This is a genomic window from Ruegeria sp. HKCCD8929 (genome assembly GCF_013031405.1).
In the GTDB taxonomy this organism is placed as follows: Bacteria; Pseudomonadota; Alphaproteobacteria; order Rhodobacterales; family Rhodobacteraceae; genus Ruegeria.
Genome location: NZ_WPZY01000036.1, coordinates 1 through 25,119 on the forward strand (window position 1 = coordinate 1; position 25,119 = coordinate 25,119).

At 57.6% G+C, this 25,119-nt stretch carries 25 protein-coding genes; 11 read left to right on the forward strand and 14 right to left on the reverse strand.

The genetic code is table 11. The features are described from left to right. Positions 1 to 424 precede the first annotated feature (424 nt). Complete coding sequence (locus tag GOX53_RS24970; RefSeq protein ID WP_171181235.1) at positions 425 to 1,363, reverse strand: LysR family transcriptional regulator; 939 nt, start codon at positions 1,361 to 1,363, stop codon at positions 425 to 427. A 135-nt stretch (positions 1,364 to 1,498) separates the two neighbouring features. Here GOX53_RS24970 and GOX53_RS24975 point away from each other — a divergent pair, with 135 nt between their 5' ends. The 9 genes from GOX53_RS24975 to GOX53_RS25015 all read left to right on the forward strand — a co-directional run bounded on the left by GOX53_RS24975 (position 1,499) and on the right by GOX53_RS25015 (position 12,710). Then, positions 1,499 to 1,939 carry a TRAP transporter small permease gene (locus GOX53_RS24975; protein ID WP_171181237.1) on the forward strand — a complete coding sequence of 147 codons (441 nt, stop codon included), beginning with the start codon at positions 1,499 to 1,501 and terminating at the stop codon, positions 1,937 to 1,939. Then, positions 1,936 to 3,234 (forward strand): TRAP transporter large permease, encoded by a 1,299-nt coding sequence (locus GOX53_RS24980; RefSeq protein WP_171181238.1) that lies wholly within the window; start codon positions 1,936 to 1,938, stop codon positions 3,232 to 3,234. Before GOX53_RS24975 ends, GOX53_RS24980 begins: the two co-directional genes overlap by 4 nt. Positions 3,235 to 3,250: 16 nt before the next feature. Then, positions 3,251 to 4,297, forward strand: coding sequence for a TRAP transporter substrate-binding protein DctP (dctP, locus tag GOX53_RS24985; RefSeq protein WP_171181240.1), 1,047 nt, complete (start codon positions 3,251 to 3,253; stop codon positions 4,295 to 4,297). A 65-nt stretch (positions 4,298 to 4,362) separates the two neighbouring features. Next, positions 4,363 to 6,117, forward strand: a complete 1,755-nt coding sequence (locus GOX53_RS24990) for a sulfatase-like hydrolase/transferase (protein WP_171181241.1) — start codon at positions 4,363 to 4,365, stop codon at positions 6,115 to 6,117. Next, the gene (locus GOX53_RS24995) at positions 6,114 to 7,016 is read left to right on the forward strand and encodes a sulfotransferase domain-containing protein (RefSeq protein ID WP_171181243.1); all 903 of its coding nucleotides are present in this window, start codon (positions 6,114 to 6,116) and stop codon (positions 7,014 to 7,016) included. Before GOX53_RS24990 ends, GOX53_RS24995 begins: the two co-directional genes overlap by 4 nt. Before the next feature lie 22 nt (positions 7,017 to 7,038). Next, positions 7,039 to 8,145 (forward strand): aryl-sulfate sulfotransferase, encoded by a 1,107-nt coding sequence (locus GOX53_RS25000; RefSeq protein ID WP_171181245.1) that lies wholly within the window; start codon positions 7,039 to 7,041, stop codon positions 8,143 to 8,145. Between the two features lie 14 nt (positions 8,146 to 8,159). Beyond that, complete coding sequence (locus GOX53_RS25005; RefSeq protein WP_171181247.1) at positions 8,160 to 11,378, forward strand: reductive dehalogenase; 3,219 nt, start codon at positions 8,160 to 8,162, stop codon at positions 11,376 to 11,378. A gap of 64 nt (positions 11,379 to 11,442) precedes the next feature. Next, positions 11,443 to 11,700 (forward strand): DUF6455 family protein, encoded by a 258-nt coding sequence (locus tag GOX53_RS25010; RefSeq protein WP_171181248.1) that lies wholly within the window; start codon positions 11,443 to 11,445, stop codon positions 11,698 to 11,700. A gap of 119 nt (positions 11,701 to 11,819) precedes the next feature. Then, entirely contained in the window at positions 11,820 to 12,710 is an 891-nt protein-coding gene (locus tag GOX53_RS25015; RefSeq protein ID WP_171181249.1) for an MBL fold metallo-hydrolase, read from the forward strand. A 20-nt stretch (positions 12,711 to 12,730) separates the two neighbouring features. Here GOX53_RS25015 and pcaF read toward each other — a convergent pair whose 3' ends face one another. Then, positions 12,731 to 13,933: a 3-oxoadipyl-CoA thiolase gene (gene pcaF, locus GOX53_RS25020; protein ID WP_171181250.1), complete on the reverse strand. Its 1,203-nt coding sequence runs from the start codon at positions 13,931 to 13,933 to the stop codon at positions 12,731 to 12,733. Between the two features lie 12 nt (positions 13,934 to 13,945). After that, the gene (locus GOX53_RS25025) at positions 13,946 to 14,599 is read right to left on the reverse strand and encodes a 3-oxoacid CoA-transferase subunit B (protein ID WP_217351922.1); all 654 of its coding nucleotides are present in this window, start codon (positions 14,597 to 14,599) and stop codon (positions 13,946 to 13,948) included. On the opposite strand from GOX53_RS25025, the gene GOX53_RS25030 reads away from it, so the two are divergent. Further along, the gene (locus GOX53_RS25030; protein ID WP_171181252.1) at positions 14,598 to 14,954 is read left to right on the forward strand and encodes a hypothetical protein; all 357 of its coding nucleotides are present in this window, start codon (positions 14,598 to 14,600) and stop codon (positions 14,952 to 14,954) included. The genes GOX53_RS25025 and GOX53_RS25030 overlap by 2 nt on opposite strands. Before the next feature lie 6 nt (positions 14,955 to 14,960). Here the strand turns inward: GOX53_RS25030 and GOX53_RS25035 are convergent, their stop codons facing one another. From GOX53_RS25035 to GOX53_RS25080, 10 genes are all read right to left on the reverse strand, one after another. Further along, a complete protein-coding gene (locus GOX53_RS25035; RefSeq protein ID WP_171181253.1) occupies positions 14,961 to 15,992 on the reverse strand; it encodes a glutathione S-transferase C-terminal domain-containing protein in 1,032 nt (343 codons plus the stop codon). A gap of 10 nt (positions 15,993 to 16,002) precedes the next feature. After that, positions 16,003 to 16,569, reverse strand: coding sequence for a hemerythrin domain-containing protein (locus GOX53_RS25040; protein ID WP_171181254.1), 567 nt, complete (start codon positions 16,567 to 16,569; stop codon positions 16,003 to 16,005). Positions 16,570 to 16,651: 82 nt separating this feature from the next. Then, on the reverse strand, positions 16,652 to 17,101 hold the full coding sequence (locus GOX53_RS25045) for an RICIN domain-containing protein (protein ID WP_217351923.1): 450 nt from the start codon (positions 17,099 to 17,101) through the stop codon (positions 16,652 to 16,654). Positions 17,102 to 17,304: 203 nt separating this feature from the next. After that, positions 17,305 to 18,294, reverse strand: a complete 990-nt coding sequence (locus GOX53_RS25050) for a glutathione S-transferase family protein (RefSeq protein ID WP_171181257.1) — start codon at positions 18,292 to 18,294, stop codon at positions 17,305 to 17,307. 27 nt (positions 18,295 to 18,321) lie between these two features. Beyond that, entirely contained in the window at positions 18,322 to 18,945 is a 624-nt protein-coding gene (locus GOX53_RS25055; protein ID WP_254446769.1) for a redoxin domain-containing protein, read from the reverse strand. After that, entirely contained in the window at positions 18,902 to 19,813 is a 912-nt protein-coding gene (locus tag GOX53_RS25060) for a pirin family protein (protein ID WP_171181258.1), read from the reverse strand. The genes GOX53_RS25055 and GOX53_RS25060 overlap by 44 nt, the downstream gene beginning before the upstream one ends. A 67-nt stretch (positions 19,814 to 19,880) precedes the next feature. After that, on the reverse strand, positions 19,881 to 20,276 hold the full coding sequence (locus tag GOX53_RS25065) for a DoxX family protein (RefSeq protein ID WP_171181259.1): 396 nt from the start codon (positions 20,274 to 20,276) through the stop codon (positions 19,881 to 19,883). 36 nt (positions 20,277 to 20,312) lie between these two features. Beyond that, positions 20,313 to 20,519 carry a CDGSH iron-sulfur domain-containing protein gene (locus GOX53_RS25070; protein ID WP_254446771.1) on the reverse strand — a complete coding sequence of 69 codons (207 nt, stop codon included), beginning with the start codon at positions 20,517 to 20,519 and terminating at the stop codon, positions 20,313 to 20,315. Between the two features lie 167 nt (positions 20,520 to 20,686). Then, a complete protein-coding gene (locus GOX53_RS25075; protein ID WP_171181262.1) occupies positions 20,687 to 21,775 on the reverse strand; it encodes a hypothetical protein in 1,089 nt (362 codons plus the stop codon). Further along, positions 21,775 to 23,001: a hypothetical protein gene (locus tag GOX53_RS25080; RefSeq protein ID WP_171181264.1), complete on the reverse strand. Its 1,227-nt coding sequence runs from the start codon at positions 22,999 to 23,001 to the stop codon at positions 21,775 to 21,777. The genes GOX53_RS25075 and GOX53_RS25080 overlap by 1 nt, the downstream gene beginning before the upstream one ends. A gap of 100 nt (positions 23,002 to 23,101) precedes the next feature. On the opposite strand from GOX53_RS25080, the gene GOX53_RS25085 reads away from it, so the two are divergent. After that, complete coding sequence (locus GOX53_RS25085; RefSeq protein WP_171181265.1) at positions 23,102 to 23,998, forward strand: LysR family transcriptional regulator; 897 nt, start codon at positions 23,102 to 23,104, stop codon at positions 23,996 to 23,998. A gap of 89 nt (positions 23,999 to 24,087) precedes the next feature. Here GOX53_RS25085 and GOX53_RS25090 read toward each other — a convergent pair whose 3' ends face one another. After that, a complete protein-coding gene (locus tag GOX53_RS25090) occupies positions 24,088 to 25,086 on the reverse strand; it encodes a LysR family transcriptional regulator (protein WP_171181267.1) in 999 nt (332 codons plus the stop codon). Positions 25,087 to 25,119: the final 33 nt, after the last annotated feature.

A 25,119-nucleotide genomic window follows, 5' to 3' on the forward strand; every position in this document is an offset into this window, starting at 1 on the left:
AAAAAAACCGCTGAATTCACCAAAAATCTCTTGCAATGCAGGAGCCATCCACAGACGCCTTAGTCACGCTTCCTTACTATGCGCGCGCAGCAAGGCGCGAACGGTGCAGTCCGGACATTCAGTTCCGTTCAGTGGAGGGGGAAGGTGCGGACTTTCCGGACTTTTGCTTACGCAGTTGATGCTTCCCCAGAGCTCCTTTGCTCATGCGGCGTGAAACTTTCTCCAGAGCAGCAGGTTTCGCCATAGCGGTCGTTCTATGGGCGCCGGTGCCGGCCTTCTGCGCCGCACTGCGCGCCACACCGGCAACTATTCCAGTGTTGCCCGCGTTCTCGGTGTATACCGGCAGTAACTCTACCAAAAATACTGTAAGGACTGGCAAGTCCCTAGAAGCCCTGGTATGTCCATGGGTTTGGCGATGGCGCGATCAAATCGACGAAGAAAATGCTGAAACCCGGCGATTGATATTTTTCAATCCCACAGCCACATGCTCTATGAAGTTATTCTCCAATGCTGTAGGCGAGAAGTGCTTTTGTACTATCAGACCGAACGGTACAGCGGGCAGTTCGTGCCGGAAGTCAACCGTTGCCAGGCGGCCATCTTTCAATTCCTGCAAAACTGAGAATATGGGGAGCACGGATATACAATCTGTGTTCCGCAATAGCTGCATCAGCGCGCTGGCTGAACTGGATTTCAAGGCATTCTCAAGGGACGTGATCCCCAGCCTGCTCAACTCCGATTGCATGACCTGAAACAACGTACTTTGGGGAGAGTGGGACAACCAGCTCGACTCTTCGAGATCACATATCGTAACTTCGGGCTTCGCCAGAATTGGGTGCCCAGCACGACAAACAATCGCATGTTCGAACGTTGCCAAAGGCATCGCTGAGATTCTGCGACCGTCAAGATCGGTCTGGACCGGCCCCAATGCCAAATCTACTTCGCGCCGCTCCACCATCTCGTGCAGTTCGAGATTGTATCCTGTTCGAATATCGAACTTTGTTTTGGGCCTTTGCCGGAGAAAGTCGACGATCAGAGACGCCAGGACATGCTCGCAGAAAAAGGAAGGGGCACCAACGCGGATCGTTCCCACAGTTCCTTTTTTCGAATCCTCGGTGTCTCGATCCGCCTCGTCGATCAGACTGCGGATGCCCTGTCCCTTGACGGCCAGTTCCTGTCCGATGGCCGTCGGAACGACCGGGCGTCTTCTCTGTGCGAGGAGTTTCAATCCGGTTCGCACCTCCAGATTCTTGACCATGTTGGACAAAGCCGGCTGCGTCGTTCCCAGTTTTTCAGCCGCCTCCGAAAAGCTGCCCTCCTCGATAATGGTCGCAAACTGAATGAGGTGCCGTGGATCGAGTTGCATATGTTTTTGATATAGTGGCGTGCCGATACATTATTGGATCACATTAAGCACCGCCTGTAAAGTTCCGGGCATGGGACACGAAGATTGGGAGGAATGGCCGTGTCGGCTGACGCAAATTCCGCGGACCATTGGACTTTGTCTGCCCTCAGGTGGCTGGTTTCTATCCTGCTGTTTCTGATGATGGCCATCACCTTTCTGGACGTGCTCGGTCGATATCTGCTGAACGCACCAATCTTCGGTGCTGCCGAGATGATCCAATTCCTGCTGGCGGGAACGGTGTTTTCCGGATTGATCCTTGTGTCGCACTCGAATGGGCACATAGCGGTTGAGTTGTTCTCGCCGCGAATTCACGCGCGAATTCCCCGGTTACACGACCTGATCGTCGTCCTGTTCTCCTGCGCCGGGTTGCTGGTCATCGCCTTCGAGTTTGCACGCATTGCACTGCACGCTCTGGAGATCGACAAGCGGACGATCGTTCTGGAATGGCCGATCGCGCTGGTTGCGGTTCCGGCAACACTGTTCTGCCTGATTGCCGCGGCCGTACAGGCAACGTGGTTGGTTCGGAGCCGGTCATGACAGCTGCCCTGATTGCGTTTGCCTTTGTCATTGCGCTCAGCTTTTTTGGGGTGCGGATAGGCTTCGCGTCGCTGACGGTCGGATTTTTGGGCGTCGCACTGGAGCGCGGCTGGAATGCCGGTTTCACGATGGTCGGACAGCAGGTGCTGGACGACGCGATGAACTACAACCTTAGTGTCATCCCGCTCTTTATTCTCATGGGCACGTTCATCCATCGATCGGAAGTGTCCAACGATCTCTACAACGCGGCCTATGCCGGGCTGTCGCGCATTCGAGGTGGTCTTGCCCACTCGACGGTTGTCGCCTGTGCCGGGTTCTCCGCCGTATGCGGGTCATCGCTTGCGACCGCGGCGACGATGACCAAGGTTGGGATGCCGTCGATGCAGAAGTTTGAATACAGCCCTTCCCTGGCCACCGGAACGATTGCTGCAGGCGGAACGCTCGGCATCATGATCCCGCCGTCGGTGCCACTCGTGATCTATGGACTTGTGACCCAGCAGGATATCGGGTTGCTGTTTTTGGCAGGCATCATCCCCGGCCTGTTGCTGGTCCTTTCGTTTCTGATCGTGGTCGGGCTTTGGGTTCGCGTGTCACCAGATGTCGCACCGTTTGATGAGAGCGGGCTGGACAAGTCATCTAAACGCAAATCGGTATTTGCGATAATACCGATCCTCGGACTGTTTGTTCTGGTTCTGGGTGGGATCTACGGCAAGATCTTCACTCCAACCGAGGCCGCTGGCGTAGGTGCGACCGGAGCAGCAGTGATCGCGCTGACGCGCGGCCATCTGTGGAAGCTCTCGGAATGGCGCGACGCGCTGGTTGAGACAGTTACCGCGACGGCTGGTCTATTCATGGTGCTCTTTGGAGCGCTGGTTTTCCTGCAGTACATCACGCTCACCGGAATGCCCTTCGATCTGATGTTCTGGGTTGAAGATATGGGGCTTTCGCCTCTTGGCCTTGTGATCATGGTCACTGTAATCGCTTTGCTGATGGGGATGGTGTTCGAAGCGATCGGAATCCTGCTGCTGCTGGTCCCAGTATTCCTGCCTGCGCTCGAGCTTGCCGGCGTCGATCTCATATGGTTCGGAATCATCATCGTTCTGGTCATCGAGCTTGGGCTGATCACACCGCCCATCGGGATCAATGTGTTCGTCGTCAGCGCGATGGTCGGGAACGTCCCACTTTCCGCTGTCTTTCGCGGCGTGCTGCCCTTCGTAGCCGCCATGCTGGTCGTCCTGTTGCTGCTAATCGCTGTGCCGGGGATCACCACGTTTTTGCCGAAAATGGCTCGATAACGAAACGCCTGCCGCAATGGCGAGGAATCTAGGGAGGAAAAGTATGAAGGAACTACTCGCGATATTCGCCACCGCGCTGGTGGCAATGTCGACAAGTGCATCGGCACAAACGCGTATATTGCTGAATTGCTTCACTCCGCCTGCCCATGTCTGGTGTGAATCGGTCAAGGACTGGGCAGAGCGCGTTGATGAGGTGACGGAAGGCCGCGTCCGCGTGGTCATTCCACCCAAAAGCATGTCGCCGCCGCCCGAACAAATCAACTCAGTACGCAGCGGATTGTTCGATGCGGCCTTTCAGTTCAACGGCTTCATGGCTCAGGAAGTGGCCGGGCCGATGGTCGCCATGAACCCTTTCACGGGCTCTGACAGATCAGCGGTGAATTCGGTGGCTTTGTGGCGCACCTATCAGGAGTTTTTCCGCGACATCGATGAATTCGAGGGGGTCGAGTTGCTGGCGCTGTTGGTGAATCCGGGCGCCAATTTCTATTCGATGAACGACGATCCGATCCTCTCCATGGACGACGCGCTTGGGCGCAAGATGTGGGCCCTGCCCGGTGCGACTTCGGGAATCCTGAAGCAAAACGGCGGGTCCGTGGTTTCGGGCCCCGCTGCACAGATGACCGAGATCATCCAGCGCGGTGTGGTTGACGGCTTTGTTGGCATCCCACCCGAAACGGCAGTGGCATTCAATGTGATGCCCTATGCGAAATCGGTAACCCGCACACCGCGGTCGGTCTTCACAGCAACCTTCAGCTTTTTTATCAGCGACGAAAAATGGGCCGAGATAAGCCCTGAGGACCAGGAACTGATCCGATCGGTGTCCGGAGAGGAGTTTGCTCGACGCGTCGGCGGCATCTTCGACGGCCGCAATGTTAAGGGAATGGAGGTCGAGGAAGGTTCTCTCTCGATCCATCAGGCGAGCGATGAGTTTTATGCCGCCTTGCAGGAGGCAGGAAAACCGTTCGCCGCAAAGTGGGTTGGACGGATCGATGGCATGGGCGTCGATGGTGCAGCGATGCTAGCCCGCTATCAGGAGCTCGTGAACGAACTTTCATCGCAGTAAGGCACCTGCCGGACCGCGAAAAACGGTCCGGCTAACACCTTGTCTGGCTTCGGGAAGGACCGGGGATGAGTAAGTCTGCCAAGAACATTCTGTTCATCATGTACGATCAGCTACGGTTCGATTACCTAAGCTGCGCCGGTCACAAGACCCTGAAAACGCCTAATTTTGACCGTGTTGCCGCGCGCGGGGTGTCATTCACAAACGCCTACGTTCAATCGCCCGTTTGCGGCGCCAGTCGGATGAGCACCTATACGGGCCGCTATGTTTCCAGCCACGGCGCCTCGTGGAACAAGTTCCCCATCCGGGTCGGCGAAGTCACTCTGGGCGATCACCTGCGCAAACTTGGCATGGAATGCTGGCTGCTTGGAAAGACCCACATGCAAGCCGATGACGAAGGCATGGCCAGGTTGGGCATTCCAAAAGACAGTATTATCGGGGTCCGTCAGTCTGAATGCGGATTTGACCCTTGGGTTCGCGATGACGGGCTGCACGGCAACGCGGCCTGGGGCAGCTATGGCGAGAACGACGGCCCCTACAACAGTTACCTCAAGTCAAAAGGGTACGACACCGAAAATCCCTGGGCAATCTACGCCAACGGATCGGTAAGCGACGGCAAACTCGCATCAGGCTGGTTTCTTGAAAACGCCGACAAGCCCGCAAACATTGCCGAGCAAGACAGCGAAACGCCGTGGCTGACACGCGAAGCGATCAAATTCATTGATCAGGCAAAAGGACCGTGGTGTGCTCATGTCTCGTTCATAAAGCCGCATTGGCCCTACATCGTACCCGCGCCCTATCACGATATGTTCGGGCCGGACGAAATTCAGGACTTGATTCGGGATGACCGCGAACGACAGGACGCGCACCCGGTTTACGAAGCCTTTTTCAACAACCGCATCGCCAAGACATTCCAAAACGACGAGGCACGGACCAAGGCGATCATCGCCTATATGGGGCTAATCAAACAATGCGACGATCAGTTGGGTGTCGTTCTCGATCATCTGGAGGAGATAGGCCGGGACAAAGACACGGTTGTCGTTCTGACATCCGATCATGGCGACTATCTAGGCGATCACTGGTTGGGCGAAAAGGATCTTTTCCATGAGGTTTCGGTAAAGGTTCCCTTGATCGTGAGCGACCCTGACCCAGAATTCGATGGCACGCGCGGGACGCAATGCGACGCCTTGGTCGAACAGATCGATCTGGCTCCGACTTTTGTCGATGTGGCCGGGGGCGACGTGCCCATCCACCTGCTTGAAGGCCGCTCGTTGCTGCCTTTGTTGCGCGGTCAGCGACCGGACGATTGGCGAAAATTCGTCATTAGCGAATACGACTATTCGACCACGCCGATGCGTGCGTCACTTGGGGTTAGCAGTGCCGAGGCCCGGCTCTTCATGGTCTTCGATGGGCGCTACAAGTTGATGCATTCCGCCGATGGTAACAGGCCAATGTTGTTCGACATTGAGGCAGATCCTGACGAGCTCAATGACTTGGGGGGCGACAGCTCATACAGGGATGTGATCGATGGGCTTTATGCCCAGCTTCACCAATGGGCGCTGCGTATGTCGCAACGCGTGACCATGTCCGAAGCTGACATCGAAAAGAAAAAAGGCGAACCCCAGCGCGAGGGTATTCTCGTCGGCATCCATCGAGAAACGGACCTGCCAGAAGACTTCACACGTCTCTACACCGGCCCGGCGCGTCAGATCCATTTCGAAAGAGACGAGCACCGGAAAATCTACGCGGGCAAACCGTCTCAACCGACAAAAGCGCAGACTGACCCTGGCAAAAGGCGTCAAACGCCAAGGAGGAAAGAATGAGTTCCGACATAGTGCCGATGAAAACTCGCGAATTTCAAAATCACCATTTCGATTCAACCATCTGGAATGATTTCAGTTTTCGCGGCGACGACATCATCATCTCTTCTTACGCCAAATCGGGAACCACCTGGACGCAGCAGATCTGTGCGCAGTTGGTCTTTGGTGCCAACAACGACAAGAAGGTCGCCGAAATCAGTCCCTGGGTGGATCTCCGGGTGCCGCCCAAAGAAGTGAAGCTTCCGGCTATCGAAGCGCAAGACCACCGGCGGATTATGAAGACCCATTTGCCAATTGATGCTTTGGTGTTCTCGAAAAAGGCAAAATATATCTACATCGGTCGGGACGGGCGCGACGTGGTTTTCAGCTTCTTCCACCATCACACTCATGCCAATGAAACCTGGTATCACGCGATGAACGACACGCCAAGCCGTGTCGGGCCGCCGATCGAACCACCGACCGGCGATGTCGTGCAGTATTTTAATGACTGGCTCGACAAGGACGGTTACCCGATGTGGCCATTTTGGGAGAGCATCCGTGGGTGGTGGAACGTCCGCAATTTGCCCAACGTGCTTTTCCTGCATTTCGAGGCGATGAAGCGCGACATGGCTAAGGAAATCCGCCGTGTTGCCGCGTTCATCGGAACTGAGATTAACGAAGACGAGTGGGACGACATCCTACATCACTGCAGTTTTGAATACATGAAGGAGAACGCCGCGGACGCCGCGCCGCTAGGCGGAATCTTTTGGGACGGCGGCGCACAGACTTTCGTCAACAAGGGCGTTAATGGCCGCTGGCGCGATGTTCTGAGCGCCGAAGACGTAGCGAAGTATGAGAGCGTGGTGTCCCAGGAATTGCCCGCGGACTGCGCCCATTGGCTTGCTACCGGCGAAATGCGCTGACCCGCAACAGGCACACGAACCCATGAACACGCAAACATCTCTGTCACAATCCACACTCACCCGGATCATGAAAACAGGCGTTACCGGCCACAACCGGGCAAAGGCCGAGCAGGGATATGTTCTGTTCTCTCCTCTCGCCAACCTCAACAAAACGTTCATCATCGACATGGATGGAGAGGTAGTTCACGAGTGGACCCATGACAGTGTGATCGGGATCTATGGCTCTCTGACCGACGAGGGTAACCTATTCATGGGTGCCAAGATCGAGGATGAGAGCTGGGATGCGTTCGGGATCTGGAAAGCGTTCAAGGGCGGTGAAGTGCGGGAAGTATCGCCCTCAGGAGAAATCCTGTGGCGCCACAAAGACATCTGGCACCACCACGATCAGCGCAAGATGCCTCACGGCGGAGCTCTTTACATGTCACTGGAACAGGTGCCTCCAGACCTGGCGCGTGAGGTCGGCGGCGGACATGCCGCACCCGACGGCACGAAAGAAATGTATGCCGATGTGCTGGTCGAGGTGGACAAGAACGGCAACCGGATCTGGGAATGGCGCGCCATCGAACATCTGGACCCGAAGGTTGATTTCCATCGCGCGGGCGAGCCGCAGTGGGAATGGTGCCATGGAAACACGATCGCTCCGCTGGGCGACGACCGGGTCATCGTATCGTTCCGCGCGATCCACACCGTTGGGATAATCGACAAAGCGACCGGCGAGTGGCTGTGGAAGTACCGCGACCCCCAAATGGGTGGGCAGCACGACCCGCACATGCTGGAAAACGGCAATATCCTTGTCTACGACAACGGCACCCAGCGCGATCACATGGCCGTCTTCCCTTATTCCCGTGCGATCGAGATCAACCCGAAAACCAATGAGATCGAGTGGTCTTACAAAGACGCCTTTCCGTTCGCATTCTACAGCCCGCAAATCTCTGGCGCGCGCCGCCTGCCCGGCGGCAACACTCTGATCTGCGAGGGCCTCAGGGGCCGCATTTTCCAGGTAACGCCCAAAGGCGAGGTCGTTTGGGAATATGTCAGCCCGTTCTTCGGTCTAAATGTCATGGGTTACGACATAAACATGGTGTTCCGGGCCTTCTTCTACACGCGCGACCAACTGCCGTTTCTGTAAAGGGCCTGAAACTGATGGGCACACCCCTGTTCTCAAATCGAAAACGTCCGTTCCATCTGGGTCCGTTCCCGCTGGAGCGGCTGAAACGGCGTGACAGCGTGGATCTGTCAGACGTACCGGAAATGAAAACGATCAGCTTCGATCATGGTGAGGCGCCCGCATCGCTGGTCAACGCCATGGGCGAATACCAGGCGATGCTGGATGCGATACGGGACGGTCTGATCAACAAAGAGAAGTCGCAGATACCCTCGGACCCACAGGAACGCGCGCGGCACGTGAAGTCTTTCGGCTATTTTCAGGATGCACCGATGGCCGGTGTGTGCCGTTTCGACGCCTCCATGTTGCTCAATCAGCCCATTCGTAATCCCGAGATCGACCGTCTGGCCGAAGACCTGAAGTTCAAACAAACCAAGACGTTGGCGGCAGGAATCGATGTGATCATGGCCGATCTCAAGGAAAGCATGACCGCGCCGCCGCGCACCATAGAAGGCCACAGCCATGCGATTGTGTTCCTCTACAACTTCAATCGCGACCCCGATCCGAAAGAACCCGGATACGAATGGATCGCTGACGCACAGGCGCAAAGGGCCTGCATGCTAGGCTCTGAAGCGGCGGTGATTATTGCAGGGTATCTGCGCGTTCTGGGTTTCGACGCCAAGGCTCACACCGGGTCAACGAGCGACGTAGATCTCAACAAGCTCGCCGTGGCCGCCGGTCTTGCCACCGTGGACGATGGGCTTCTGGTGAACCCCTTTATCGGCGATCGTTTCGGGATTGTTGCTGTCACGACAGATTTCGAAATGGCCCCGGATCGACCATTGGCGCCGATGGCAGACCAGTCCGCAAAAGGCTTGGCCTGGACCCTTGGCAAGGGGTCGCAAAAGAACGCTGTCACGCTCGACCCTTATGCCAAACGACGCTACGCGGATGGCGCGCAGCCGTTCGAAAAGCTGAAGCGGGTCGACAAACCAACGACCTTCATCGACGAAGCTCGTGTCGCCCGTGTGCCAAAACGAGCAGACATGTTTGCTCGGTCGCAATTCGGAGATATGGGGAAACCCAATCAACAGGCTGCCACCCACGGCTACTTCGCCCAAAAAGCGCCAATAAGCCGGGCGATCCGGCGACCGCTGGGCGCGTTTGTGCTGCTGCAGGACGGTTCGAGCGCCGCCGAGACCGACGCATCCGCCAGCGACGCGATGCACAATGCCGATGGAATCAAGGCGGCAAGTTATTTCCTTGGCATCGACGCGGTTGGGATCTCTCGCTGCCCGGATTGGGTCTGGTACAGTCACGATGCGGTCGGCGAGCCGATTAATCCAATCCATCCAAACGCGATCAGCATGATCGTGGACCAGGGTTTCGAGACCACCGAAGGCTCTTCCGGCGACGACTGGATCGCAGTCACTCAATCGATGCGCGCTTATTTGCGCTTTTCGCTGCTTGGTGGTGTCATTGCCAAACAGATCCGAAACCTGGGATATTCGGCGCGGGCGCATACCAACCTCGATGGCGAGGTGCTTCAACCGCCGCTGTTGTTGTTGTCCGGCCTCGGCGAGGTCAGCCGCATCGGCGAGGTGATCGTCAACCCGTTCCTCGGCCCGCGCCTGAAATCTGGCGTGATCACCACCGATATGCCCTTGGCGCATGACAAACCGGTGGATTTCGGCATGCAGGCCTTCTGCGAAGCTTGCAACAAATGCGCCCGCGAATGCCCGTCCGGCGCGATTACCGCCGGGCCGAAGCTGATGTTCAACGGGTACGAAATCTGGAAATCCGACAGCCAAAAATGCACGACCTACCGGCTGACCCAGAAGGGCGGCGCGATGTGCGGGCGCTGTATGAAGACGTGCCCGTGGAACATGGAAGGTCTGCAGCACGAGCGTCCCCTACGGTGGCTGGCGATGAATGTCCCGTCGATGGCGGGCGTGTTGGCCAAGGCGGACGACTTGATGGGACATGGGCGCATCAACCCCCAAAAGCGCTGGTGGTGGGATCTGAAGGTGAATGATCGAGGCGGCTTCGATCTGGTCGATCAGGAGGAGACCCCGTCGAATTATCGAGAATTGCAGACCGATCTCGGCCTGAAGTACGAGGACCAGACGCTGGCGGTCTACCCCGCAAATCTCGCACCGCATCCCTGGCCCTTCCCCTTCCCGATGGATCGCGAGAAGGGGATTGAAGCCTATCAGGCAATGATTACGGCCGAGGAGTACCAGCGGCGGCTGGACCAGGGCGATACCGAAGGGCTGGCACACGAATACCGCAATGACGGGGAGGCGCCGGTTATCCGCGTTGAGGTTACCAAAGTCGAAAAGATGAGCGACCGCGTGACCAAGTACGAATTCAACCCGCTCGACGGAGACGAACTTCCTGAGTGGACCGCCGGATCGCATCTGGACGTCGTCGTCGCGCCAGAGTTTTTCCGGCAGTATTCGATGTCGGGCGATCCCGCCGACCGGACGAAATACCAGATAGGTGTGCTGCGTGAGGATGAAGGGCGTGGCGGGTCGAAGCTGTTGCACCGGATATTCGCCGAAGGGCGCAAGATCTTCATCTCAAAGCCCATTAACCATTTTCCTTTGGCCGCCGATGGCACCAAGCACTTCCTGATGGGCGGCGGTATCGGTGTGACCCCGATGATCGCCTTTGCCCACGAATGCCATGCCAAAGGTGTAGAGTTTGAGTTCCGGTATTCCGCGTCGCGCCGCGCGGACGCAGGGTTTCTGGACGATCTGAAGTCATTTCCGTGGGCCGAAAAGGTCAGCCTGCATTTCTCGGACGAAGGCTCACGGATCGATCTGGATTCCGTGCTGAGCGGCTACCAACCCGGATGGCACGTCTATACCTGTGGCCCGGAACGCTACATGACTTCGGTCATGGACGCGGCTGAACGTCAGGGGTTCCCCGAAGAGGCACGGCATCTGGAATACTTCTCGGTGCCGGAATTGCCGGAATACGAGAACCACGAGTTTACTCTGAAGCTGGCCCGGTCCGGGCGCGAAATAACGGTTCCCGCCGACAAGGCCGCAACGGATGTCCTGACCGAGAACGGCATCCACATCGACATCAAATGCGCGGATGGAATCTGCGGCGTCTGCAAATGCGGTTTCGTCTCAGGCGAGGTCGAGCACCGCGATTTCGTCCTGTCCAAGAAACAAAGGGAAACCTCCATCATCCTCTGCCAGAGCCGCGCGGCTGAACCAGGCGGAGTGGTGGAAATCGACCTGTGACGGCTTGTTCCTTGCGTCGCATGGAAACCTCCAAACGGTCCCGAAACACAGAAAGGGTAATCCCATGAAGAAACCACCCGAAACAACCGAAAAACACCTCAAACTGATGCGTTCGATGGCGGAGAAAGTCGGTGTGAACTGGAGTGATGCCGTCGAAGCGAACCCCGAATTGGCCCGCACGTATCGCCACGCTGCACTCTCATGCATGCAGTGCCAGAATGCCGGCGAGTGCGTGGTCTGGCAAGCAGAACACGAGCAAGTCGAAGACACACCGGAATACTGCCTCAACCGCAAGCTTCTGAAAAACCTAAGCAAAGGATAAGATGAGCATTTCGGGGCGGGCTTTCACCGACGGGATGAAACACACCCGGGCACTCGAAGATCCAGGAGACAGAAGCACTGGTCCACCGATCAATGCATAGAAAACAAGCGGGAAAAATCATGGGCGACATCAATGTGACTTTCCTTGGAACCGGCATCCCGATTCCAAACCCAAACCGAGCCGGAACCGCGACACTGATCGAAGCCGGTGGATTGACCCTGCTCTTTGACGCTGGCCGCGGCGTCACAACGCGCCTGATCCAGGCGGGCATCAAGCTCAGCGAAATCGACGCGATATTCATGTCGCATTATCACTCAGACCACTACAGCGGTTTGTTGGATCTTGTTATGACCGCTGCGGTACCTTTTCCATTGGGCCACCGGGAGAGCAGCTTTCCGATCTACGGACCACCCGGACTTGAGGACATCACCGAGGGCGTCAACCGGGCGGTGCAGCCGGATCTAAAAATCCGGATACTCGACGAAAAAATTCCTGCGGGCTCTATGCGTCTTGATCCGCACATCTATGAGGAAGGCGTGGTTTTTGACCAAAAGGGTGTTCGGGTCACAGCGATTGAGGTTGATCACGGAGACCTTGTGAAACCGGCATTCGGTTTTCGGGTGGACTTCCAGGGCCGCTCGTTCGTGCATTCCCACGACACAAAATACTGCCGCAATCTGATCGATCAGTCACGTGGCGCGGACGTTTTCGTTCATGAGGTTGCCGCCGCCAATCCGGAAGCGCTTGCCAATTCACCGAAGATCCAAAGGATCATCGGGCACCATATTACCCCTGATCTATTGGGCGAGGTTTTTGCCGAGGTCAGGCCCAAACTGGCCCTTCTGACCCACATCATCCGCTATCCGCCCGACCCACCGACGTTGGACGACATGCTGGCTGATATCAGTCAATCATATACCGAGGAGGTTGTCGCGGCCCGTGACCTGATGCGGCTGCGGATTGGAGAGACGGTGGAGATTATCGACGAAGGAATTCTCGCGCCGCTGTGAGGCGCTTCATTTGCCGGACTTCAGGCCCTTTCCAGCGCGATTGCGATGCCCTGACCGACACCGATACACATCGTCGACAGCGCTCTCTTCCCTCCGGTGACTTGCATTTCCAATGCAGCCGTCCCGGTTATTCGGGCGCCGGACATGCCCAGGGGATGACCCAGTGCAATCGCGCGCCCGTTCGGGTTTACGCGGGCGTCGTCATCGGCAATTCCAAGATGGCGAAGCGTGGCAAGCCCCTGGCTGGCAAAGGCTTCGTTCAGCTCGATCACATCCAGATCGCTGACTGACCAGCCAATACGCGCCAGTAACTTTTCGGTAGGGGGTACCGGACCGAAGCCCATGATGCGCGGAGCCACACCGACGGTCGCGCCGCCGACCACCCGCGCGATTGGTGTGAGGCCATGTTCGCGCGCGGCTTCCTCTGACGCGATAATCAGAGCGGCGGCACCGTCGTTGACGCCGCTGGCACTGCCAGCGGTCACGGAACCACCCTCGCGAAACGGCGCACGAAGTGATGCCAGCTTTTCAAGGCTGGTCTCCCGCAGGTGTTCGTCGCGCTCAAAAACGATCGGGTCCCGTTTTCTTTGCGGAACGGGGACTGGGGTGATTTCCCGCGCCAGCCTTCCATTCGCTTGGGCAGCGGCGGCTTTTTGCTGCGAGCGCAAGGCAAAGGTATCCTGATCTTGACGAGAAATATCGAAATCCTGGGCCACGTTTTCGGCGGTTTCGGGCATCGAGTCGACACCGTATTGCGCCTTCATCAGGGGATTGACAAACCGCCAGCCAATGGTGGTGTCGTGAACTTCATTCGCGCGGCTGAATGCGGCAGTGGCTTTCGGCATCACAAAAGGTGCGCGGGTCATGCTTTCGACACCGCCGGCAATGACCAGATCGGCCTCACTGGCCTTGATCGCCCGCGCCGCGGTAATGACCGCATCCATGCCGGAGCTGCAAAGCCGGTTGATGGTCGTTCCCGGCACGGTTTCAGGCAGGCCAGCCAGTAGCAGCGACATACGGGCAACGTTGCGGTTGTCTTCTCCCGCTTGGTTGGCGCAGCCAAAAATCACCTCATCGATCTTTGATGGATCAAGACCGGCGTTGCGGTCAAGCAACGCACGCAGCGGCACAGCACCCAGATCGTCCGGCCTGACACTCGCAAGCGTGCCGCCAAACCGGCCAATTGGAGTGCGAATATAGTCGCAGATGAAGGCCTCAGACATTTGGTTCTCCGATTAGAGTTCAGGTGCGCTGAGGTCTGCCAGATCGCTGGCGAATTCCAGAGATGCGCCGGTGACAGACTGCAAGTCGTCCTTAGAAAGGCTGGCCAGCTTTTCACGCACTACAAATCTGCCGCCTTCGACATCCAATACAGCGAGATCAGTGTAGATGCGGGTGACGCAGGCAACCCCCGTCAGCGGGAATGTGCATTTCTCTACGAGCTTGGGCTTGCCGTCCTTGGTGACGTGGCTGGTAATCACCGCGACGCGGCCTGCGCCATGCACCAGATCCATCGCGCCGCCCACCGCGGGCACCCCTTTAGACCCAACACGCCAGTTGGCCAGATCCCCATTCTGCGCCACCTGATAAGCCCCCAGGATGGCCACATCGAGATGGCCACCACGGACCATGGCGAAACTGTCGGCGTGGTGAAAAAACGCCGACCCGGGCTTCAGGGTAATCGCTTTTTTTCCGGCATTGATAAGGTCCCAGTCCTCTTCACCCTCCGCAGGTGCCTCGCCAAATCCCAGCACACCGTTTTCGGTGTGAAACACCGCCTGCCGACCGTCCGGCTGGAACCGGGCCACCAGTTCCGGCAGGCCGATCCCGAGATTGACATAGGCGCCATCCTCGATGTCCTGCGCCGCGCGCCAGGCGATCTGCGCCATGCTCGAGCCCTCAATTTTGAAGGAAAACATAGATGGAGAGGCGCTTCTTTGGGCGGCCGGACGCGCGCTCCAACGAACCGAAGCCCGCAGGATGCTAATCGTGATATCCGACGGTGCCCCGGTCGATCAGGCAACTTTGGAGGCCAATAAAGACAAACAAATTCTTGACTGCCATCTCCGGGAAGTCATCGCTTGGATTGGCGATTCAACGCTCATAGATCTTGCTGCCATCGGCATCAAGCACGACGTCAGCGACCATTACGAAAACGCCGTGCGTATCGATGAGGTTGCAGAATTGGGCGATGCAGTGATCGATCTTCTCGACTGCCGGCTGATCAAACGACCTGTTGGATGAGAGAATCTATCTTGCCAGTTCCGGATGAGCGTAAGCCTGGGGATACGGCATTGGCTTGAACGGGCCGCGAGGGATGGTCTTGTTCCAGCTCCGGCCGAAATATCCCTGCCGGCAGTGGTCGAGCGAGTTGCCGTCCGCCACGCCCGGCAATGCATGAACACGGCAGAGCCAGCGCCAGAGATGGGGGTAATCCAGGATCTTCGCGCCGTTCAGCTTCATGCGAATATAGTAGACCGGGTCGTGGCGATAGAGAGTCGGGAAAAGGCGGAGATCGGCCTCTGTGAAGGTTTCGCCGGTCAGAAATGGACGGCCGTCCGACAGGCGGGTATTCAGCTCTGACAGTGTGTCAAAGTAGGCCGCAAAGGCCGCCGCATACACCGCCTGATCGGAGGAGAAACCCGCTTTGTAGGCGCCGTTGTTGATCGTCACATAGATTAAAGCGTTCAGCTCGTCGATTTCGCCGCGCACGCCCGGTTCGTCAGGGTAGAGAACCGGGAGACCGTCGTCCGCAATCGTGCTGCCGAGAGGCCGGGAATTCCGATCCAGCATACGAACGATTTCGGCGCTTTCGTTATTGACGATGCGCTTTGCCTTCTTGTCGTAGAGGATGGGTACGGAGTGTTCGGGCGAGCCCTCTGCAGCATAGATTTCTTCCACCAGCCGATGGCCCTGCCCGGTTCCGGTTTCCTCGGTGCATTCGGGCAGAGGTGCGCCGGTGAGGGTCGCGATCCGGTCGGGAACGAATTGCCAGCGGTTTGGACCTGCGGGGTCGTCCTCACCGGTGCGGTTGGGAAAGGCCACGTCCATTGAAACAGCGTCCTGCAGGCCAAGCACATTCCGCGCCAGCGTTACGCGATGGCACCATGGACAGTTCAAGGCAACGAAGAGATGATAGCGTCCGGGTTCTGGCGGAAAATCAGCATCTCCCAGCCGCGATCTGAATCCGCTGACGCCGCGCACAAACTCGCCTTTGGCGCGGCGTTTGCCCGCATCCTTTTGCGGTTCTTCCTTCGAAATGTCGATGCCTTGATCTGCCATACGCCTTGCCTCACCCCCGCAGACGGTGATGCAGGATGATCGGCACGGCAAGCTCTTCCTCGTCGCTCAGATGCCGGTCGAGGAAGGCCTCAATGGTCTCCGCGAGCCCATGCAGCCTTCCAGCCTCATCCCGCGCCTGCGCCTCATCAAGCTGGATCAGCTTGATCGTTCGGTTCGCAACCTTGGTGAAGTCATCAAGGACAACATTGAGCGTCTCGTGATCTTTTTCCAGTATCTCCAGACCCGCATCGAAGCGCGGATCGGCGGCGGAGAGCTCTGGGAAATAGCTATAGTCCTCCCAGCCGTGGTGGCCATGAAGGTTGCCAACGAGGATGCCACCATAATGTGAAAGCCGCCCGGCAAAGTCGCGCGCGTCCCGTTCCTTGTCCAGATAGTTTTCCGCGTCAGACCGAACGATCGCGCCCAGCCGCCGGAACATCTGATGCGCCCCCAGCCAGTGCCGTGTCTTCTCTTTGAAACCGGGATGCCCGTTCCAACTGTCCCTTGGGTATTCCGCAAGCAGGACTCCCATCTCAGCGGGCATATCTTTGGTTCGAATCTGGAAGGTCTCGGTCATAAGCCTGTCCTTTCGACTTGTTCTGTACGGTCTGAAGTGGCCCCCCCATGGCGCCTTCCGTTGACGCGATACCGGTGCCGTTTCACTTCCACACGGAATGGGAAAGAGGCACTGCGGCGCAACTCTGAAGTGTGAGTGTCCGCCACCGATGCTCGGAACTGAACGTTCGGTCCGACTCGTGCCCTGCTGCCAGACAAAGGTCGGTGCCAACCAGGCGCAATTGGTTTTCGGTCGTCCGCACAAACCTCTGAAACCGATCCGCCGGCAGGAAACTCTCAATGGCTCCGCATTTACGCAAAACGACCGGCACACCCGGCAGCACATTCATGACGCCAAAAGCGGTGACGCAAGCGTCGTAGGTCGGCATGTAGATCCTGCCGTCACGTTCTTCCGCCAAACGGTCCGCGCTGTTGCGGGCGGGCAAGCAATTGTGAAGAACCAACGGCAGGTCGGTGCGTGCGGTTTGGCCCACGCCGGGAACGTCGATGCAGTAGCCCTCTCCAGGATAATCGAGATCATCCAGCAGACGCATTTGCGAACCACTTGCGCTCGCCGCCGCACAGGAAAAGATCGCGAGGATCGCGCCAATCGCAAGGGCCCTTAGTTTCATGTGCATCTCTCCTTCACAGGCCAAATCCTTTGAAGTCATATTGGCCAGACAATTCGGTTTTCGAGGGCGCCTCGACCCGTGGCTGCTAAAAACATCAGCGGGAAATCCCGCTATCCGATGCTGCCTCATTTCGGGGTGGCGAAGCGATCCCGGTTATGGGGGGCGGCGAAGTCCACAAGCGGGCCAGCGGGAACAACCCGCGTCGGGTTCACCGTCTCATGACTGGCGTAATAGTGGTGCTTGATGTGGGTCATGTTCACCGTCTCCGCGACGCCCGGCTCCTGGTAGAGATCGCGCACATATCCCGACAGGTTCGGGTAGTCGGCAATACGGCGGATGTTGCATTTGAAATGGCCCACGTAGACCGGGTCGAAGCGCACCAAGGTCGTGAAGAGCCGCCAGTCGGCCTCAGTGATCTGGTTGCCCGTCAGATAACGCTGTTTTCCCAGACGCTCATCGAGCCAGTCCAGCGTTTCAAAGAGCGGAACCACAGCCTCGTCATAGGCCTCTTGAGTGGTTGCGAACCCGGCCTTGTAGACGCCGTTGTTTACCGTGCCGTAGATCCGGTCGTTCAGCGCATCAATCTCGGCCCGCAGGGCGGCAGGGTAATAATCTCCGGGCTTGGCGCCGACACCGTCGAAGGCCGAATTGAACATCCGGATGATCTCGGGCGACTCGTTCGAGACGATGGTCTTGGTTCTTTTGTCCCAAAGGACAGGAACCGTGACCCGGCCGGAATAGTCCGGCTTTGCAGATGTGTAGACCTGATAGAGGAAATCCGCGCCGTTGACTGTATCGGGTGCCGTGCCATCGCCCGGCTGAAACGTCCAGCCGTTGTCCGCCATGTACCAGTGCACGACCGAAATCGAGATCATGTCCTCCAACCCCTTGAGGGCTCGGAAGATCAACGTCCGATGCGCCCAGGGACAGGCCAGCGAAACATAGAGGTGATAGCGACCGGCCTCAGCCTTGTACCCGCCTTCACCGCTGGGGCCCGGTGATCCATCTGCGGTGATCCAGTTGCGGAACTGTGGCGCACGCCGAACGAAGCGTCCGCCTGTCTCGCTGGTGTTGTACCACTGATCGACCCAGCGGCCTTCCTGAAGCAATCCCATCGTATCTTCCTTTTCGAGCTCGTTGTTTTACACGTATGTGCCGCGCACCGGGTAGTTGTTCTCGGGGTCGCGAATGAACCTCAGCCCTGACAGCACCTGATCGAGGTCGGGGCGCGAAAATGGGGCGTTGGAGATATCGACAACTTGCGCCATTCCTTCGGCATTGACCACAAACAGGCCGGGTTCGGGGAACGGGCGATCGGTTTCTTCAGGCGAGCGAGGGTGCGAGATATAGAGGCCAAGGCTCTGCATCTGTTCGACGGATAACCCATAGGCGACCGGAATTCCAAGCGCGCCGTCGTTTTGGCGTTCAGCCTTCTCCTTTGGATCTCCGGAAACGGCCAGAACATCGACAGAGAGATCGTGGAATTGATCTTTTAAGGCATCCAACTGCGCCAGATATTTGGTGCAGCGCGGGCAGTGCTTACCGCGGTAAACCACGACCATCTTCCAGTCGCACCCGCCTTCGGGCGATCCCAAAGTGGCTTTGCTTCCTTGGACAAGTGGAAGCAAGATCTCGGGAAAGGAGCTTCCTGCGGCAAGTTTCGTTGTGCTCATGTTCTCTTGGATCCGTTGGTTTTTTGCGACTGAACTTGACAACCGGCTGTTAACCGGCCGGTTTGATGAAGCGGTCGTTTCGCAGATCGTCAAAGGCCTGGATCAGCTCTTCGCGTGTATTCATCACAATCGGCCCGTGCCAGGCGATGGGCTCCTGAATTGGTGCGCCGGCAACCAGCAGGAAGCGGATGCCTTCGGGACCGGCCTGAACTTCGATCTCGCCGCCGGTTCCGAATTGCACCAGGGTGCGGTCGCCCGACAGGTCGCGAATGTTCAGTTCTTGTCCCATCACTTCTTTCTCCAGCAGCACACTGCGCGGGTTCGACGCATCGGTGAAGCGCCCGGCGCCGGCAAAGACATAGGCGAAGGTGTTGCGGTAGGTGTCGACCCTGAACCTCTTGCGGATGCCGGCGGGTACGAAAACATCGAGATAGAGCGGATCGGCCGCGATGCCGTCCACGGGACCGCTTTTTCCCCAGAACTCGCCAATGATGACCCGCACCTGGGTACCATCATCATCGGTGATCTCGGGGATATCCTTGCTTTCGACATCCTGATAGCGCGGCGCCGTCATTTTAAGGCTGCCCGGAAGATTGGCCCAAAGCTGAAAGCCGTGCATCTGCCCTCTGGCGTTTCCGCTGGGCATTTCCTGATGCAAAATGCCGGACCCTGCGGTCATCCACTGAACGTCGCCAGCACCCAACCGACCGACATTCCCAAGGCTGTCGCTGTGCTCGACGTCGCCTGCCAGCACATAGGTGATGGTCTCAATGCCCCGGTGCGGATGCCAGGGGAAACCGCCCGCATAGGCGGACGGGTCATCGTTGCGGAAATCGTCAAACAGCAGGAACGGGTCATGCGTGCGGGGTTTGTGAAATCCGAAGGCGCGATGAAGATGCACCCCGGCACCCTCAATCGTCGCCTGGGCATTGGTCGTCGAAATCGCGGGTCTGAGGGTCATGTTGATTGCTCCTTCCAAGGGGATTGCGGCGCGGGCCGAACAAGGATTGGCGGCCCGCCTCAAGATCTTATCCGGCGGCTGCGGCTTTGCGGTTGTCCAGCGAATAAGCTCCCGCGCCGTTGGCAACCAGGAAGAGGAAGCCGCCGGCGATCGCCACATTTTTCATAAAATTGGCCATTTCGTTCTGATCGGCGAAATTCGCGTGGAAGATCAGAGCCGACAGGACCGAAAAGCCGGCCAGCGCCAGGGCGATCAGGCGGGTCTGCCATCCGACGATGATTGCGATGCCGCCGAGGACTTCGAGGAGGATGACCACGGGCAGAAGCGCACCGGGCACACCTATCGCATCCATCCAGCCCGCAGTGGCGCCATAGCTGAAGATCTTGTTGAGGCCGAACATCACGAAGATAAGAGCGATCAGAACCCGCCCGGCTGGGGCGGCGAAGGTTTGCAGTTGTGTCATTGGTCTTTCCTTTTGGATTTTTTGGGGCGGACAGATTCAGTCCAGCTTGTCATGCGAGCGGTCGCAAAACGGCACCTTGGTGGTGTGCTTGCATTGGCAAAGCGCGGCGCGCTTTTCCTGATCAGCGGTGAATTTCACAGGGGTGAACTCGGTTCCCTTGTGGGATCCGTCGCAAAGGGGCTGGTTTTTCGAGCGACCGCAGGCGCACCAGAAGTAGGTCTTGCCTGCCTCCAGTTCGACCATGGCCGGCTTTCTTTCTGCAATGATTGGGGTGCTTGTCATGTTCACGGCCCTTTGGTCTGGTATTGGGTGGCGTCCCTACTAGACGGTTCTCTATTTTCGGATAAGACCAAAAACTTTTCCCCTCACGTTCTAATTTATGGAACCCCGCCCAGTAGAAGCAGAAGCGGCTAGTTCCCTTCCATCTCGACTTCGATTGATACCGGCGGAGTTTTGCTACCGATTGTGCCGGGTTTGGCGTCAAAGGGCGCGCGGATCGTATTACCCGCGACATCTTCCAGCTCTGGATCGACGGTGAGGTGATAGATCCCCTCTTGCCATGGGCTGTGCGGAGTAAGCGACCAGCCGCCGCCATCGGTATGAAGCTTGCCGTCGATGGTATCACCGTCCGGACCTTCCAGGCGCAAAAGTCGCTGCACAGCGCCCCCATCCATGATCCGGTCGAAGGCCAACGAGAACGGTGCGGAGGTCCCCGCCGCAGGTACCATCACGTCCCACGCATCGGGGTTGATCGCGCGTCGCTCTGCCGGTCCGACTCGCAACGCAACCGAGAGCTCTGAACCCAATGGCGCACCCTTTGCGCTTTGCATTTCGCCCGATACTACGAGCCTATAGCGCTTGCCGTCCACGAGCGGGGCACCCGCCAGCGTGTTCGGCCCCACGCCCTGCTTAATCCGGCCCGGATCAAGGATCAGGGTCAGGCGCTTCTGGTCATTGTCCCAAAGCTCGGTTTCCAGGTTCAGAAACGGGTTGGGCACTGTCTGACCGTCCTCGCCAACGAGACCAATTCGGTCGCGCACCTGCCCGCGCGCCATCGGTTCGCTGAAGGTTAAGTAGAAGCGCAGCGTGTTGGCTGGGATCACCGATTGCGACGGGGAGAATGCCGACAGTGACGGCGGGGCGGCGGCTGCGCGTTCAATGGTGAACTCGATGTGAAAGGGGGCGGCCTCGGGCCAGTCAATCGACGCCACATAGGTTGTGCCCGCACGCAGCGCGAAATACGGGGAAATCCGAAGTCCGTCCTCATCGTTTGTCATCGACACCAGCATGCCGGGAGCCTCGGGTGTCGCGGCATGCTGAAGCCGTAAAAGCGACGGGTTTTCCAGAAGCAGTGCCGTGTCCTCTGACGTGAGGCCAGAGACAATTAACGATCCCTCCAACGCAACATACCTCGCCTCGGTCTCGGCCTGCGCTGAGAGGGGAAGCAGGAGCAGTGAGGCAGAAAATATCTGCCACACCAGTGTGCGTGTGCGTCGCATCAGTTGTATTCCAGCTTCGGCGCGGCTTTGTAACCGAACGGATCCGGGCTATTGGCCCAGTTCATTTCCACAACGTGGTCAGCACGATCAAAGAAGAACGGCAACGGGATGGTGTGCAGTTGCAGATTGCGCGCATCTTCCGGGTCAGCCCGCAAAGCTACGGCCCACATCGGGTCGACTATGTCGAGATGCTGCGTGCCGCTCATCGGCAGCGGGAACTGCGGAACGCCCGCCACAGAGAACACGTTCCCGACACCTTCCCCATGGGGCATTGCCTCGGCGGACGCCAGCGCTTCAAGATTGATCGACGCGGCGCTGCGGTTGGTGTTCGTCACGATCACATTGCTGCTGGCATCCCAGGCGTTGGTATAGGGAAGAATGTCGATCGGCGTGTTACCAAAGCCCATTTCCCCGATCATCGTGCCACGGATCTGCGCGCCATCGGTCAGTTCGGACAGGGGAATCTTGACGATGGGCGTGCAGGCATAGACCGCCACCAACGTCGGCTCGCCGTTCAACTCGGCGATGGTCTGGGTGATGATTGGCGCACGGGTCTCGTATTGCGCGTGGACTGCGTGCCAAATCTCGATTGAGGTCGATGTGACCTCTCCATCGAACGGATAGGCAATGCGGCGCAGCTTGGAACTGAACTCTTCGTTCGAGACACCAGACACGAAAATCTCGCCCTGGTAATAGTCGATGTCAGTGATCGCCAGCGTGTTCAGCATCTGGCCAAACTCAAGCGTTTCTGCCGAAGGAACCGGGCCAACGCTGGTCTGGCTATGCGAAGCGGCGCCAAGATCGACCAGTTCCACGGTGCCGTGATCCACCTTCAGAATGACGGCTTCAGCATCCGGTCCGTGACCACGGTGAACCGACAGAAAGATCTGTTTGGTCCGGCCGTGCACCGCCATGTCGTTGATGACGACGTCATTAGCGGTGACGCCCAGCATGGCCGCGATCTCTGCGTCGATATTGTCGATAATCGTGCGACCCTCAAAGGTCTGCGCCCGGCCCAGCACGTAGTCAGACTGATCTTCAAGGATGTCGCCGGTCACGTCGAAGGCATGAACGACACCGGCTTTGGAATCGCCGACAAACAGCGTGTTTGCATTGTCAAACGCCAGCGCGCCCGCGGATTGCAGCGCAGGCACCTCGGCCCACGCCGCACCTGATACCGCCAGCGCGATTACGCTTGCGCTCAGGGAATTGGTCAGAATCGACATTTCGATCTCCTGTGATTTCGGATAGGTGGAGCTTAAGAGTTGCAAAAATTGCAACAAGATGAAAAAAATAGACCACTGAAGCCTAAGTTGGAGAACGGCTGTGGGTCAACTTGAAGACCTTCGTGCATTTGTCGCCATCGTTGACAGCGCCGGCATCGCCCGTGCTGCCGAGATGCTCGGCATCGCCAAATCCGCGGTAAGCAGGCGGCTGAAACTGTTGGAAGAGCGGTATGGCACGCAGTTGATCGACAGGGAGCCTGGCGTATGGGTTGTCACCGATGCCGGAGGCGAACTGTACCAGCGCGCAATCCGGATTGTTCAGGAAATCGACGAGGTCGAAAGCGACTTCTTGAGCAACTCGGCCGCCGTCGAAGGGCCGCTGTCGGTGAGCGTACCCCGCGAATTCGGGATCTCGTTTCTGAATTCTTCCCTGATCGTGTTCAAGACGCGCCATCCGCAAATCCGGCTGACCATCGACTTCGATGACCGGCGCGTTGATCTGGTGCGCGAGAACATCGACCTGGCTATCCGGATCACCGGCACACCTGACCCGATCCTGGCGTCAACGAGGATTGGGACGGTCAGGCACAGCTTGTTCGCATCCGCAGAATACCTTTCCAAGCACCCTCCGTTGGAGGCCCTGTGTGATCTGCATGATCATCAGTTGCTTTATTTTGGATCTGCAAAACGGGCTTTCTGGGAGTTTGTTACACCCAAAGGCAAACTGAACCGGTTTGAATTCAAACCCTTTCTCAATTCGAACAGCGGTCTCTTTTTGCTGAACGCGGTACGCTCCGGGATGGGCATCGCGCGTTTACCGCATTTCATCGCCGCCGAAGCAGAAGAGACGGATGAAGTTGTCCGCGTATTGCCGGACACTTGTATCGCCGATTGGGGCATTTATCTGGTTCACTCAGAGGACCGGCGTCTGAATCGGCGCATGCGTCTGTTCGCCGATGAAATGAAAAAAGTGTGCGTGTTTCACCATGAGGAATGACCTTCGTTGATCGAGGTTCGGAACGGCGGCGCGCATGCCCTACTTCAATTTTCGTGCATAGGACGCTTCTCGTTTCGAGCGTTGCGGTGTCAGCGTGAACTCGCAGAATTGCCCCACAAAACCGTTCTTTCATGTCTCCCGATCAATCCCTGAATCACTCCGAACTCGGCGACAAAGTGGTCCCTCAAAAGTTCCGCAATGGGGGACAGAAAGCGGCCTTTGCGTGACATCAGGCCAAGCGATCTCACCGGGGCAGTCAGCGAAAACGGCAATGCTGTGATGCTCTGATCATGGCGCATTTCGAAGACGACACTATGGGGCAGAATGGCCAGGCAATCCGAATTCCGCAGGTGATTAATTTGCCCGGCGAGCCCCGCACCGGAATACCCGATCGTCACGCTTTGCAAGCCGGCATTAAGCAAGCTCGAACGGAGATCAGCGATAAGGGGGCTGTTTTCTGGCGGAGCGACCCAAGCGTAATCCGCCAGTTGAGAGACAACGATGGCTTTCTTCTGTGACAAAAGAGGGTGTCCATGCCGCGCGGCGATTACGTTTCGCACTGGCAGGACGCTGACAAATGACAATCCGGACGTATCCTGCAAGGGATCAAGCGGACACATCGCAAGGTCCAACTCACCGCCCTGCACCTTGTTGGTTAACTCGATAGGATAGCCGTAACTTTGCTCAATCCGGATAGTCGGATGGTGGCTCTGAAATCGGGCGATCATAGGAGCGACAAGCGCATCTACGAAGAAAGGTGGACCGGCAAACCTTATTTGGCCGCCGAGACCTGATCGGAATTCATTGACCAGCCGACCGGCCCTTTCCTGAGACGACTCCACATTGAGCCCAATCTGTGCCAGTTCATCGCCGAGCCGGGTCATCTTCCAGGGGCGCTCGCTTCTGTCGAAGAGAGGGATGCCGAGCCTATGTTCAAGGTCCGATACTACTCGAGACAGCGCCGGTTGCGAGGTGTTCAAGGCCAAAGCAGCCTTAGAAAGGTTTCCTTCTCGCCGTATGACCGCGATGGCAACGAGGTGTGTCGGATTAAACTTCATATCATATTGATATAGCAAATTGTAAAACAATCAATTTACTGCATGGGCCTCCTTGAGCCAATC